Raw genomic sequence first — 13,366 nt, 5'->3', positions numbered from 1 at the left:
TTTTTTTATGCATTCACGATGGTTGGACAGGGGCGGATGCTTGAGAATTTTGTAGTGGATAATTGTTCATGGCTGTTTTATTGTTATTCACATGTGGATAAGTTAAAATATAACGAGTACTGTTTTTTGAGTGTGGATAACTTGAAAAGTTTTTTTGCTCTAGAAATGAACCTATGCTATTCTAAATGTTTGGGATAAATTCTTGATTTATATAGATCGTACTTTATTTGAAACGGTGGTGAACAAGATGGAGATGGATACGATTGTGGCAATTTCGACACCGATGGGGGAGGGTGCGATTGCGGTTGTCCGATTAAGCGGGTCTGACGCCATTTCAATCGCCGGTCTGCTTTTTAAAAGTGTCAGCGGCAAGCAGCTAGAGGATGTGGCTAGCCACACGATCCACTATGGGCATTTAATCGATCCGAAAAGCGGACAGGTTGTCGAAGAAGTGATGATGACCGTGATGAAAGGTCCAAAGACGTTCACAAAAGAAGACGTTGTTGAAGTGAATTGCCACGGCGGGATGGTGTCGGTTCATCGGGTATTGCAGCTTGTCTTGAATCATGGCGCAAGGTTGGCTGAGCCAGGTGAATTTACCAAGCGGGCTTTTTTAAATGGCCGAATTGACTTGTCGCAAGCGGAAGCGGTTATGGACTTGATCCGGGCAAAGACCGATCGGGCAATGAATGTTGCTCTTGGGCAGATGGAAGGCCGGCTATCGAGATTGATTCGTAAACTAAGGCAAGAAATATTGGAAACCCTTGCCCATGTAGAAGTGAATATCGATTATCCGGAATACGATGATGTCGAGGAAATGACCCATAAAATGCTACTGGAAAAAGCATCATATGTACGTGATGAAATTCAAAAACTTTTAGAGACGTCACAGCAAGGAAAAATTTTGCGCGAAGGATTGGCAACCGTAATCGTCGGCAGGCCGAATGTCGGAAAATCCTCGCTTTTAAATAGTCTTGTCCATGAAAACAAGGCGATCGTGACAGATATTCCCGGAACGACGCGCGATGTGATTGAGGAATATGTCAATGTAAAAGGTGTACCTCTAAAATTGCTTGATACGGCAGGAATACGGGAAACAGAAGATATTGTTGAACGGATTGGGGTCGAAAAATCGCGCCAAGTTTTAAAGGAAGCCGATCTTATTTTGCTTGTGTTGAATTCGGCGGAAAAATTAACCATTGAAGATGAGAATTTGTTTAAAGCCACAAAAGGCATGGATGTCATTGTGATTGTGAATAAAACGGATCTTCCGCAGCAAATTGAAATGGACAAAGTACGGGAACTTGCTGGTGATCAAAGAATTGTGACAACTTCTCTCCGGGAAGACCGCGGGGTTGAAGAACTCGAAAAAGCGATTGCTTCTCTTTTCTTTTCCGGTTCGATTGAAACGGGAGACAGTACGTATGTGTCAAACAGCCGGCATATTGCGTTGTTGAATCAAGCACACCGTGCCATTGAGGAGGCAATCGATGCAGTTCGCTCGGGTGTACCCATTGATATCGCCCAAATTGATTTGACTAGATCGTGGGAGCTATTAGGGGAAATTATTGGTGACAGCGTGCATGAAAGCTTGATTGACCAGTTATTTTCCCAATTCTGTTTAGGAAAATAAGCGAGGAAGAAAAGTGTTCACATTGATAATCATCCGTTTGCAATAAGTGAAAAGTAAAAAAGGAGTAGAAAAATGGAGTACGAAGCTGGAACATATGACGTGATCGTTGTTGGAGCGGGACATGCCGGAAGTGAGGCCGGCCTTGCAGCAGCAAGGCTCGGTGCCAAAACGTTAATGATCACCATCAACTTGGATATGATTGCCTTTATGCCATGTAACCCCTCTGTAGGCGGACCTGCAAAAGGCATTGTCGTACGTGAGATTGATGCTCTTGGCGGAGAAATGGGCAGAAATATTGATAAAACGTATATTCAAATGAGAATGCTGAATACCGGCAAAGGTCCTGCCGTTCGTGCTTTAAGAGCACAGGCCGATAAAGCCGATTATCAGCGGGAAATGAAGAAGACGATTGAAAACGAGCCGAATTTAACGCTGATTCAGGGAATGGCTGAGCGTCTCATTGTTGAAGATGGCATTTGCAAAGGGATTGTGACCAAAACCGGTGCCATTTACCGTTCGAAAACCGTTGTCATTACAACGGGGACTTTCCTGCGCGGGGAGATCATTATCGGTGATTTAAAATATTCAAGCGGGCCAAACAATCAGCAGCCGTCAATTAAGCTTTCGGAGCATTTGGAAGAGCTTGGTTTTGAGCTTGTCCGCTTTAAAACAGGGACGCCGCCGCGCGTCAACAGCCAGTCGATTGACTATAGCAAAACAGAAATTCAGCCTGGTGATAAAGAACCAAGAGCTTTTTCATACGAAACAACAAAGTTTATTACCGATCAGCTTCCATGCTGGCTAACCTATACAAATGAGCATACGCATCAGCTGATTGACAACAATCTTCATCGCTCGCCAATGTATTCAGGAATGATCAAAGGAACGGGCCCCCGCTATTGTCCTTCAATTGAAGATAAAGTGGTTCGCTTTAATGATAAGCCGCGTCATCAAATCTTTCTTGAACCGGAGGGGCGCAACACGGAAGAAGTCTATGTGCAGGGATTGTCAACAAGCCTTCCGGAAGATGTGCAGCAACAAATTTTAAAAACAATCCCGGGACTTGAAAACGCACAAATGATGCGCTCCGGCTATGCGATAGAATATGATGCGATCGTCCCTACCCAGCTTTGGCCGACGCTTGAAACGAAGGTAGTGAAAAACCTTTATACTGCAGGACAAATTAACGGAACATCCGGGTATGAAGAAGCAGCCGGACAGGGGATCATGGCGGGGATTAATGCCGGATTGAATGCCCTTGGCCGCGAGCAGTTAATCCTTAGCCGTTCCGAAGCCTACATTGGCGTGCTAATTGATGATTTAGTCACAAAAGGAACAAATGAACCGTACCGCTTGTTGACTTCCAGAGCGGAGTACCGGTTGCTGCTTCGCCATGACAATGCCGACCTAAGGCTGACGGAGATTGGCCATCGAATTGGTTTAATCTCCGATGAACGGTATGAGAAATTTTTAGCGAAAAAAGCAGCAATTGAAGCAGAAAAGAAAAGGCTCGAGTCGATCATTTTGAAACCAACAGAGCAAGTGCAAGAATTGATAAAAAGCATTGGTGGCAGCGAATTAAAGGATGGGATTCGAGCTTCTGATCTTTTAAAACGGCCGGAAATGACGTATGGGCATATTGAAAGCCTCGCACCATGTGATATTCTGTTATCAGAAGAGGTGAAAGAACAGGTAGAGATCCAAATTAAGTATGAGGGATACATCGAAAAATCGCTGCAGCAGGTTGACCGGCTGAAAAAAATGGAGAATAAAAAGATTCCTGAGGACATTGACTATGATGCCATCACTGGTATTGCAACAGAGGCAAAACAAAAGCTGAAAAAAATCAAACCATTGTCCATTGCCCAAGCCTCACGAATTTCAGGGGTCAACCCGGCAGATATTTCAATCCTGCTTGTGTACTTGGAGCAAGGCCGAATTGCCCGCATTGCCAATGAATGATGAAGAGGAAGTTTTGCCGATGAAAATAGATCAATTTACAGCCATGCTTGCGGAAAAGGGATTGACTCTCTCCGCACAGCAGCTGGAACAGTTTGAAGCATATTATGAAACATTGGTGGAATGGAACAACAAAATGAATTTAACGGCAATTACCGATAAGGAAGAGGTCTACCTAAAGCATTTTTATGATTCCATCACGGCTGCTTTTTATTATGATTTTTCAAAACCAATCCGACTATGCGATGTAGGCGCTGGTGCCGGCTTTCCGAGCATTCCATTAAAAATAGCTTTCCCGCAAATTGAAGTAACCATTGTGGACTCATTAAACAAACGAATTACGTTTTTAACACATCTTGCCCAAGTTTTGAAGCTTGATAAAGTCCACTTTCTTCATAATCGAGCCGAAGTTCTTGGAACGGATCCGCAGCATCGGGAAGCGTATGATGTGGTAACCGCCCGTGCAGTTGCGAGGATGTCTGTTCTAAGCGAGCTATGCTTGCCGCTTGTGACAGTCGGCGGCCATTTTTTAGCAATGAAAGCAGCCCAGGCGAAGGAAGAACTGACTGCTGGAAAAAAGGCCGTTTCCCTTTTGGGCGGTAAGGTGGAAAATTCATTTACGTTTACGTTGCCTGTCGAAAAAAGTGAACGCACCATTTTTATGATCAAAAAGGAAAAGCCGACACCAAAGAAATATCCACGAAAACCAGGAGTACCGGGGAAAAGTCCACTTGAATAAGCGCGGCAATTTTGTTTTAAAATTGACCGCTTTGGCAGCAGGAAATTGATATTTCCACAGAGAATTAGTATAAGGGAGTTTCGTAAAGGTGGTGTTGGGGGATGAAGCATACAATTACGCGCTTTTTTGGCCTCGGTGAAAAAGAAGGGCAAGAACAGCTAAACCAAGATTTTGACATAGAAAAGCCTAGTGAACAAGACGAAATCCGAAAAATTCCCATTGATCAAATTGTGCCCAATCGTTTTCAGCCACGGACTGTTTTTGATGATGAAAAAATTGAAGAGTTATCCCGTACAATCCACATCCATGGGATTATTCAACCAATTGTTGTCAGGGAATTTGAAAAGGATCAATTTGAAATTATTGCTGGTGAGCGGCGTTGGCGGGCAATGAAAAGGCTTGGCTGGGATCTCGTCCCGGCCATCATCAAAAATTTAAGCGATACAGAAACGGCTTCTGTTGCGCTGATTGAAAATTTACAACGTGAAGAACTTTCTCCGATTGAGGAAGCCATTGCTTATGGGAAATTGCTTGAACTGCACAATTTAACCCAGGAAGCACTTGCTCAGCGGCTGGGAAAAGGGCAGTCAACCGTCGCAAATAAACTGCGCCTCTTGAAGTTGCCGCAGCCTATCCAGGATGCATTATTGAATAAGCAAATTACCGAGCGTCATGCGCGTGCACTCATTCCTTTGAAAGACCCTGATAAACAAGTTAAGCTTCTTGAAGAAGTGATCGAGAAAAACTTAAATGTTAAGCAGACTGAAGAGCGTGTTATCCGCCTTTTGGAAAGCAAAACGCAAAAACCCAAGCCGAAGCGAAAGGCTTTTAGCAAGGATATGAGAATTGCGGTCAATACGATCCGCCAATCGCTATCGATGGTAACGGATAGCGGAATCAAGCTTGATTCTGAAGAAGAAGAATTCGATGAATTTTACCAATTCACGATCCGCATTCCCAAAAAGAAATAATCAGATTGATAGGAATCAGACACTCAAGAAGTCTGGTTCTTTTTTTTATAAATAAAAATAGACGATTGAAATTTTTAGAAAAAAAAACAACAACCAAACAGTTTCATGCTAAAATAAATACTATGGCTGTTTAGCTTCTTTTAAAAGAGTTTTCTATTATGAAAAAATAAAGGTAGGTGACATCGTGAGCAAAGTACTTGCAATCGCGAACCAAAAAGGTGGGGTCGGTAAAACGACTACATCCGTCAACCTAGGCGCCTGCTTAGCTTACATAGGAAAAAAAGTTTTGCTTGTCGATATTGACCCTCAAGGGAATGCAACAAGCGGAATTGGAATTGACAAAGCAGATGTCGACCAATGTATCTATGATGTTTTAGTCGATGATGTTGAAGCAAAAGCAGTGATCAAACCAACTGCAGTCGAAAATCTGTACGCAATTCCAGCAACCATTCAATTAGCTGGGGCAGAAATTGAACTTGTCCCCACCATTTCCAGGGAAGTGCGGCTAAAGAGGGCGCTTGAGGAAATAAAGGAAAGTTTTGACTATATTATCATTGATTGTCCACCTTCATTAGGACTTTTAACCATTAATGCACTTACAGCTTCAGACGCTGTTTTAATTCCAGTTCAATGTGAATATTATGCACTGGAAGGTCTTAGCCAGCTGTTAAACACAGTCCGGCTTGTTCAAAAACACTTGAACCAGGATCTGAAAATAGAAGGCGTGCTGCTAACCATGCTGGATGCTAGGACAAACCTGGGATTGCAAGTCATTGAAGAAGTGAAAAAATATTTTCAAGACAAAGTATATAAAACGATTATTCCGAGAAATGTCCGTTTAAGTGAGGCACCAAGCCATGGTGAACCCATTATTACATATGACCCCAAATCACGCGGTGCAGAGGTATATTTAGATTTGGCGAAGGAAGTGGTTTCAAATGGCTAAAGGATTAGGAAAAGGACTTGATGCATTTTTCCCAAATATGAAGGTTGACAAGGAAGAAACCATTCAGGAAGTACAATTAAAGGAATTGCGCCCAAATCCTTATCAGCCGCGGAAAAATTTCCATCAGGAAACAATTAACGAGCTGAAAGAATCAATTATTGAGCACGGCATACTTCAACCGCTCGTTGTTAGAAAAAGTATTAAAGGGTACGAAATTGTTGTCGGTGAACGCCGATTCCGTGCTGCCAAGGAAGCAAAATTAAAAACAGTACCGGTTGTGGTTCGCGAGCTCTCGGAACAGCAAATGATGGAACTGGCAGTTCTGGAAAATCTGCAAAGAGAAGACTTAAATCCAATTGAAGAAGCCCTTGCCTACCAAACGCTTATGGAAAAATTGAGTTTAACCCAGGAAGAGGTTGCAAAGCGGCTAGGAAAAAGTCGGCCGCATATAGCCAACCATATCCGCTTATTGTCGCTGCCGCCAAAAGTGCAGCAGCTGATCACAGACGGGAAAATATCCATGGGACATGGGCGTGCATTACTCGGACTTCGGAAAAAAGAAACCCTATCTGCGATCGTTGAAAAAATAATCAACGAAAATTTAAATGTCCGGCAGCTTGAAAAATTAATCCAGCAATTAAACGAAAATGTTTCACGTGAAACAAAAAAACCTGCCAAGAAAAAGGATGTTTTTCTGCAAGAACGAGAACAATCGCTTCGAGAGCGGTTTGGAACCACGGTTAACATTAAGCAATCGAAAAATAAGGGGAAAATAGAAATTGAATTTTTCTCTCCTGAAGATTTAGAGCGAATATTGGAATTGCTTGATCGGGAATCTTCACTGTGAACCATCAACCAGGATGGTTTATTTTTTTTATTCCGGTTTCCTGTGTTTATATTGTTACAAAAACATCCTACTATTGAATAAAACTTTATTTTGAAGTTAGGTGGAATGAAATGTTTTTATTGGGTACTCTTGTAAATGGATTATTAATTATTATTGGAACATTGCTAGGGAGACTGCTGCAGCGGATTCCTGAAGGCATGAAAACAACCGTTATGTATGGGATTAGTTTATCGGTTATGGTACTTGGACTGCAAATGGGTCTAAAGAGTGAAAATTTTTTGATTGTTATCTTAAGTCTTGTTATTGGTGCTGTTCTTGGAGAGGTTTTCCAACTAGAGGAAAAATTAAATCAGCTTGGAAAATGGCTGGAGAAAAAGCTTGGATCAAGTGAAAGAGGAAGCATTTCGGAAGGCTTTGTAACCGCTACGTTAATCTTTGTTATTGGCGCAATGGCAATTATTGGTGCTCTTGATAGTGGAATTCGCGGTAACCATGCTGTTTTGTATACAAAATCAATCATTGACGGATTTACAGCCCTTATTTTGTCAACAACTCTTGGAATTGGGGTATTGTTTTCGGCCATTCCAGTTGTTCTTTATGAGGGGGGAATCGCTTTGTTTGCCACACAGATTGACCGCATTGTACCAAAGGAGTTAATGAATCAATTTATTGTTGAAATGACTTCTGTTGGCGGAGTAATGATTTTTGCAATTGGCCTCAATTTGGCTGGCATTACAAAAGTAAAAGTAGCCAATTTCCTTCCAGCCATTATTGTCGTCGCCATCATGATCACCATTTTATACAAATACAATCAATATTTTTAAAAAAGCAAAATGAAAAAGGAATCTGCCTTTTTGGCGATTCCTTTGAGCCCTTCTTTATTGCTCGGCTGCTTCGATTTTTTCATGATTCCAACTGTATTCAGGCCATTTTGGCTGCTGCGGGTAGCGAAGATTTGCCTTATAGATCCCGTTTGCGATCATTTTGGCCATTTTTAAAACCAAATTGAGGCGGGTATTTTGCAACACAAAGAACTCCATAAAACCACTGACATTGACGATTCCTGTAACATGTATATGACCAACGGCGGGCAAATCCTTGTTCACTCCTGCTCCAGGCTTTACCGGTCCTTCACCGACTTCGATCATCCCGACGCTTTTAAAACGGCCTAAACAGGCATCAATCCCTATAATAAACGGGTGAAAATGCCGTTCTTTAATCCATTTTAATTTTTCTTCCAAATTGACAGCATGGATGGGATCATCAAGCGTTCCGTATACGAAGAAAGATGGCAATTTCTTTTCTTCTAAAAAAGTGCCGACAAGTGGCCCTAATGAATCGCCTGTAGATCGGTCTGTACCAATGCAAACAAAGACAATCGGACGGCTGGTAACAGCAGGAAAAAGCGAAAGCAATTCGACTGCAAGCTGATCGGCTGCATTGCTTTCTTCATGGCTGATTCGCTCACTTGCCCTCCTGTCAAAAATTTTTGATTTCAGATCCATCAAGCCCACTCCTTCGCTTTATTCATTATAGTATACGGAGATTTGCTGTTATCTATACATTCCTGTAATAAAAATGAATGAAACCAATTTTTAAGAGAAAAAATTCACTAGACTACAATGTTGCAATAAAAATTTGCTAAAATAGATTCATCCGTATAAATGGTATCTTTCCAAATGAGAAGGTGGTAAAATGTTTCCTACTGAAAAAGTTATTCAAGGGTTCATGAATAAATTCCAAAATGAAGAGACATGGCTTGTAATCGGTACAGGGATTCTAAAAATCCTCGCCATCTTAATTATTGCAAAAGTTCTTATTCGTGTTGGCAAATTAGCCATCCATAATATGGTGAAAATCAGAACACGGACGTCGCTTTCGCCGTTTGTTTCCCTAAGGATTTCGGAACGCAGGGAGGCGACATTGCTAAAATTGATTGATAATATCCTGTCATATGTCGTTTACTTTATTGCGTTTATGATGATTCTTTCGCTTTTTAACATTAATGTGAGTGCATTGCTTGCTGGTGCAGGTATTGTCGGTCTAGCTGTCGGTTTTGGAGCGCAAAGTTTAGTAAAAGATATCTTATCCGGTTTTTTTATTATTTTTGAAGATCAGTTTTCTGTCGGCGATCATATTCGCGTTGGCCAATTTGAAGGAAATGTTGAAGCAATTGGCTTAAGAACAACCAAAATTAAGAACTGGACGGGCGAAGTGCATATTTTACCAAACGGAAGCATCAACCAAGTAACCAATTTTTCCTTGAACAATAGTGTTGCAGTCGTAGATGTCGGCATTGCTTATGAGGAAGATATTGAAAAAGCAGAGACGGTAATTGAGGAACTTTTGGAAAAACTGCCTGGCCAATATGAACAGCTTGTGAAAAAGCCGGAATTGTTGGGAGTTCAAAATTTAGGTCCTTCAGAGGTTGTTTTAAGAATTGTTGCCGAAACATTGCCAATGCAGCACTTTTATATAGCAAGAGTGCTGCGCAAAAAGGTAAAACTAGTACTGGATCAGCATGGTATTGAAATTCCATTTCCGCGGCTTGTCATGTACTCAAGAGAAGGAGAACAGGCCAAAGAGCCAGGGGTTTAAATAGGAGGGACTCAAGTTGGAGCAAAAGGAATTTGCCATAAACGATATTGTTGAAATGAAAAAACCGCATCCATGCGGGATTAATCGCTGGAAAATTATTCGCATGGGAATGGACATCCGCATTAAATGTGAAGGCTGTTCCCATAGTGTGTTAATTCCTAGAAAAGAGTTTTCTCGTAAAATGAAAAAAATACTGGTGAAGCATGAAGAATAAAGGGAAACTTCACTCAGTGGGGGTCTTCTGTCTCCTGCTGATTGTTCGTTGAACGAATCATAAATTTTTCCATGCTTTTTTTTCTAAGGAAATGGGGAGGAGAAATGGAGACCATTCAACATTCAGCATGTCCATTAAATTGCTGGGACAACTGTGGATTACAAGTAACCGTTGAAGATGGAAAGGTAACAAAAGTAAACGGCGATCCAGATCATCCCATTACAAAAGGAAAAATCTGCAGCCGCGGTCGAATGTTGGCTGATCGGGCCAATGGATCGGAAAGACTGCTTTTCCCATTGAAACAAGTGAATGGGCAATTTAAGCAAATCCCTTGGAACCAGGCTCTTGATGAAATTACCGCAAAATTAACGGATGTCAAACAAACGTATGGTTCAACTGCTGTCTTGCACAGCCATGATTATGCAAATAACGGGATTTTGAAAAACCTTGATCAACGGTTTTTCAATTGTTATGGCGGGGTAACTGAAATTGTCGGCTCTCTTTGCTGGGGAGCGGGAATTGAAGCGCAAAAGTGGGATTTTGGCAATGCAATCAGCCATGCTCCAAATGATCTTGCAACCAGTAAAAATATTATTGTTTGGGGAAGAAATGCAGCGAGGACGAACATGCATTTCTATGAAAAGCTGCTTGAAGCAAAAAAACGCGGCGCCACCATTTACGTGATTGATCCCGTATACAATGCCACGGCCAAGATTGCCAATCAGTATCTATCCGTTAAACCAGGAATGGATGGTTTTCTAGCGATTGGAATGATGAAGGAAATGATCCGTCTCCATTTGGAAGACAGGGAGTTTATTGAGACTTCAACGATCGGATTTGCGGACCTTCTCGAGCTGATCAACGGGATTTCGCTTGAAAAAATAAGCGAACTGACAGAGGTTCCGGTACCTGTTTTCAGCCAGTTCGCGCAAATTTATGCAGATAAACCAACCGCCACCTATATGGGTCTTGGCATGCAGCGCTATCGAAATGGAGGCAATACGATCCGATTGATCGATGCTCTTGTGGCCATCAGCGGGAATATTGGTATCCCTGGCGGGGGAGCAAATTATGCCAATATCCAAGTAGGGCAAAGTTTCTCATTTGAACAATTGACATTGCCGAATCGAAGACAAAGGCATCGGCAATTCCCAATCATGCACCAGGCAGAAGAAGTGTTAGCAGCAGCCGATCCGCCAATCAAAATGATTTTTGTTACGTGCGGCAATCCGCTTACTCAATTGCCCAATACGTCAATTGCAGAGAAAGCTTTTTCATCAGTTGAAACGCTCGTGGTGATGGATTCATACATGACAGATACCGCAAAGCTTGCCGATTACGTGTTACCTGTTGCGGTTTCCTTTGAAGAGGAAGACTTCTACTATTCTTCTATGTATCATCACTATGTGAATTACGGCCCGAAGCTAGTCGACCCGCCAGGTGAAGCAAAGTCTGATTTATGGATATGGACGAAGCTTGCAGAACATCTTGGCTTTGGCGGTGATTTTGCTTTTACGAGAGAGCAATGGATGGAGATGTGTCTAGCTTCACTTAAAAACCAGGGAATTTCATTGGAAAAACTAAAAAAGCAAAGATGGATTGAGTTGCCTGTTCAGGAAATTCCATGGGCCGACCGTAAATTTCAGACCCCAAGTGGAAAATATGAATTTACCTCTAGCCTTGCGTCAATAAAGGGGATGGATGGGCAATTAACGCTTTCACTGCCAAGGGAATCGAAATGGTCGCAGCCAGATTTAGCAAAGAACTATCCATACCATTTGCTCACGATTCACCCGCTTCGTTCGAACCATTCGCAGCACTATCCTATATGGAAAAATGAACCGCAAGTAAGGGTGGAAATTGCCAAAAATATTGCGGATCAACTGAATTTACAAGATGGCGATCGGGTGAGGGTTTGGAATGAGCGCGGCACTATTGAAGGAACAGTAGCCATTGCTGGGAAAATCCATCCCGATACGATTGTGATGGATGAAGGGATCAGCAAGGTGTTTGGCGGTTCCGTTAATCAATTAACCGCAACGCTCGAATCGGATAATGGCCTTGGCAGCACTTTATACGATTGTCTCGTAAATATTGAAAAAATAGGATGATGCCGTCCTTTCATGGCGGCATCTTGTCTTTTGGGCGGCAAATGCCTATAATTGTGAGAGGCTTTTTATTTTTATTTCCAACTAAATTTAAAAAAAACTTAAGAGAATAGATGATGTTTTAAACAGAGGAGTGATCGTTCGATGGCCTTGACAGCAGGAATCGTCGGACTTCCAAATGTAGGGAAGTCCACGTTGTTTAATGCAATTACCCAGGCAGGAGCAGAATCTGCCAATTATCCGTTTTGCACCATTGATCCGAATGTTGGGATTGTGGAAGTTCCGGATGAACGGCTAAACAAGTTAACAGAGTTGGTGCAGCCAAAAAAAACCGTGCCAACCACGTTTGAATTTACCGATATAGCTGGAATTGTGAAAGGGGCAAGCAAAGGTGAAGGGCTTGGCAACAAATTCCTTTCCCATATCCGTGAAGTGGATGCCATTTGCCAAGTTGTCCGTTGCTTTGCAGATGATAATATCACGCACGTATCAGGGAAGGTTGATCCGATTGCCGATATTGAAACGATTAATCTTGAATTAATCCTTGCTGACATGGAAACCGTTGAAAAGCGGATTGGCCGTGTTGAAAAATTGGCCAAGCAGAAGGATAAAGAAGCAGTGGCCGAATTTGAAGTGTTAACGCTTCTCCGTGAAACGTTTGAAACAGAAAAGCCGGCGCGGACGATTGAATTTACCGAAGATCAGCTAAAAATCGTGAAAGGCCTTCATTTATTGACTAGTAAACCTGTTCTCTATGTGGCCAACGTTGGTGAAGAAGATGTTAGTGATCCGTCAGCAAATGAATACGTGCAAAAAGTTCGTGAATTCGCAGAAAGCGACCATGCAGAAGTGATCGTCATCTGCGCTAAAATTGAGTCGGAAATTGCCGAGCTTGAGGGTGAAGAGAAGGCAATGTTCTTAGAAGAGCTGGAAATTGCAGAATCGGGCTTGGATCAATTGATCCGGGCAGCCTATTATTTGCTCGGCCTCGCCACTTATTTCACGGCTGGTGTGCAAGAAGTACGCGCATGGACGTTCCGAAAAGGCATGAAAGCACCCCAATGTGCGGGGATTATTCACTCTGACTTTGAACGCGGCTTTATCCGGGCAGAAACGGTCTCTTATGATGACTTAATGGCAGCCGGATCAATGACGGCTGCTCGGGAAGCAGGAAAAGTCCGCCTTGAAGGAAAAGACTACGAAGTAAAAGATGGAGATATCATCCACTTCCGCTTTAATGTATAGCCTGACAAAAACTCCGCCAACTGGCGGGGTTTTTTCGGTGAAAATACCGTCATTGCTTTTCATAGAAAGCTGTGCTATACTTTTAACTTGTGAGTAATGAATAATT

12 protein-coding genes are annotated in these 13,366 nt (G+C 42.3%); 11 read left to right on the top strand and 1 reads right to left on the bottom strand.

The genetic code is table 11. The annotated features are described in order from the left end of the window. The first annotated feature begins 247 nt into the window (after positions 1 to 247). The 7 genes from mnmE (at position 248) to ACQYAD_RS13395 (ending at position 7,919) form a co-directional block, all read left to right on the top strand. Positions 248 to 1,633, top strand: coding sequence for a tRNA uridine-5-carboxymethylaminomethyl(34) synthesis GTPase MnmE (mnmE, locus tag ACQYAD_RS13425; protein WP_430238932.1), 1,386 nt, complete (start codon positions 248 to 250; stop codon positions 1,631 to 1,633). Between the two features lie 72 nt (positions 1,634 to 1,705). Then, entirely contained in the window at positions 1,706 to 3,595 is a 1,890-nt protein-coding gene (gene mnmG, locus ACQYAD_RS13420; RefSeq protein WP_430238930.1) for a tRNA uridine-5-carboxymethylaminomethyl(34) synthesis enzyme MnmG, read from the top strand. 19 nt (positions 3,596 to 3,614) lie between these two features. Next, positions 3,615 to 4,331, top strand: coding sequence for a 16S rRNA (guanine(527)-N(7))-methyltransferase RsmG (gene rsmG, locus ACQYAD_RS13415; RefSeq protein ID WP_430238928.1), 717 nt, complete (start codon positions 3,615 to 3,617; stop codon positions 4,329 to 4,331). A 101-nt stretch (positions 4,332 to 4,432) separates the two neighbouring features. Beyond that, positions 4,433 to 5,302 (top strand): nucleoid occlusion protein, encoded by an 870-nt coding sequence (noc, locus tag ACQYAD_RS13410; protein ID WP_430238927.1) that lies wholly within the window; start codon positions 4,433 to 4,435, stop codon positions 5,300 to 5,302. 184 nt (positions 5,303 to 5,486) lie between these two features. After that, entirely contained in the window at positions 5,487 to 6,248 is a 762-nt protein-coding gene (locus ACQYAD_RS13405) for a ParA family protein (RefSeq protein WP_430238925.1), read from the top strand. Further along, entirely contained in the window at positions 6,241 to 7,095 is an 855-nt protein-coding gene (locus ACQYAD_RS13400) for a ParB/RepB/Spo0J family partition protein (protein WP_430238924.1), read from the top strand. The genes ACQYAD_RS13405 and ACQYAD_RS13400 overlap by 8 nt, the downstream gene beginning before the upstream one ends. 110 nt (positions 7,096 to 7,205) lie before the next feature. Continuing rightward, on the top strand, positions 7,206 to 7,919 hold the full coding sequence (locus tag ACQYAD_RS13395) for a DUF554 domain-containing protein (RefSeq protein WP_430238922.1): 714 nt from the start codon (positions 7,206 to 7,208) through the stop codon (positions 7,917 to 7,919). A gap of 54 nt (positions 7,920 to 7,973) precedes the next feature. Here the strand turns inward: ACQYAD_RS13395 and yyaC are convergent, their stop codons facing one another. Continuing rightward, positions 7,974 to 8,600: a spore protease YyaC gene (gene yyaC, locus ACQYAD_RS13390; protein WP_430238920.1), complete on the bottom strand. Its 627-nt coding sequence runs from the start codon at positions 8,598 to 8,600 to the stop codon at positions 7,974 to 7,976. 190 nt (positions 8,601 to 8,790) lie between these two features. Here yyaC and ACQYAD_RS13385 point away from each other — a divergent pair, with 190 nt between their 5' ends. From ACQYAD_RS13385 to ychF, 4 genes are all read left to right on the top strand, one after another. Continuing rightward, positions 8,791 to 9,693 carry a mechanosensitive ion channel family protein gene (locus ACQYAD_RS13385; protein WP_430238918.1) on the top strand — a complete coding sequence of 301 codons (903 nt, stop codon included), beginning with the start codon at positions 8,791 to 8,793 and terminating at the stop codon, positions 9,691 to 9,693. A gap of 16 nt (positions 9,694 to 9,709) precedes the next feature. Continuing rightward, positions 9,710 to 9,907, top strand: coding sequence for a DUF951 domain-containing protein (locus ACQYAD_RS13380; protein WP_430238915.1), 198 nt, complete (start codon positions 9,710 to 9,712; stop codon positions 9,905 to 9,907). Positions 9,908 to 10,011: 104 nt separating this feature from the next. Then, positions 10,012 to 12,018 carry a molybdopterin-dependent oxidoreductase gene (locus tag ACQYAD_RS13375; RefSeq protein ID WP_430238913.1) on the top strand — a complete coding sequence of 669 codons (2,007 nt, stop codon included), beginning with the start codon at positions 10,012 to 10,014 and terminating at the stop codon, positions 12,016 to 12,018. A gap of 141 nt (positions 12,019 to 12,159) precedes the next feature. Further along, entirely contained in the window at positions 12,160 to 13,260 is a 1,101-nt protein-coding gene (gene ychF / locus ACQYAD_RS13370) for a redox-regulated ATPase YchF (protein WP_430238911.1), read from the top strand. Positions 13,261 to 13,366: the final 106 nt, after the last annotated feature.

Source organism: Neobacillus sp. SM06, from assembly GCF_050496765.1.
Taxonomy (GTDB): domain Bacteria; phylum Bacillota; class Bacilli; order Bacillales; family Cytobacillaceae; genus JAEVLT01.
The sequence above is the reverse complement of the archived record's forward strand: the minus strand, read 5'-3'. Positions and strand labels throughout refer to the sequence as shown.

Excerpts from the sequence above, each read along its gene's own strand:
- ACQYAD_RS13400 (WP_430238924.1), top strand. The coding sequence starts at position 6,241 with ATGGCTAAAGGATTAGGAAAAGGACTTGATGCATTTTTCCCAAATATG.
- ACQYAD_RS13385 (WP_430238918.1), top strand. The coding sequence starts at position 8,791 with ATGTTTCCTACTGAAAAAGTTATTCAAGGGTTCATGAATAAATTCCAA.
- yyaC (WP_430238920.1), bottom strand. The coding sequence starts at position 8,600 with ATGGATCTGAAATCAAAAATTTTTGACAGGAGGGCAAGTGAGCGAATC.
- ACQYAD_RS13375 (WP_430238913.1), top strand. The coding sequence starts at position 10,012 with ATGGAGACCATTCAACATTCAGCATGTCCATTAAATTGCTGGGACAAC.
- ACQYAD_RS13395 (WP_430238922.1), top strand. The coding sequence starts at position 7,206 with ATGTTTTTATTGGGTACTCTTGTAAATGGATTATTAATTATTATTGGA.
- rsmG (WP_430238928.1), top strand. The coding sequence starts at position 3,615 with ATGAAAATAGATCAATTTACAGCCATGCTTGCGGAAAAGGGATTGACT.
- ychF (WP_430238911.1), top strand. The coding sequence starts at position 12,160 with ATGGCCTTGACAGCAGGAATCGTCGGACTTCCAAATGTAGGGAAGTCC.
- noc (WP_430238927.1), top strand. The coding sequence starts at position 4,433 with ATGAAGCATACAATTACGCGCTTTTTTGGCCTCGGTGAAAAAGAAGGG.
- mnmE (WP_430238932.1), top strand. The coding sequence starts at position 248 with ATGGAGATGGATACGATTGTGGCAATTTCGACACCGATGGGGGAGGGT.
- mnmG (WP_430238930.1), top strand. The coding sequence starts at position 1,706 with ATGGAGTACGAAGCTGGAACATATGACGTGATCGTTGTTGGAGCGGGA.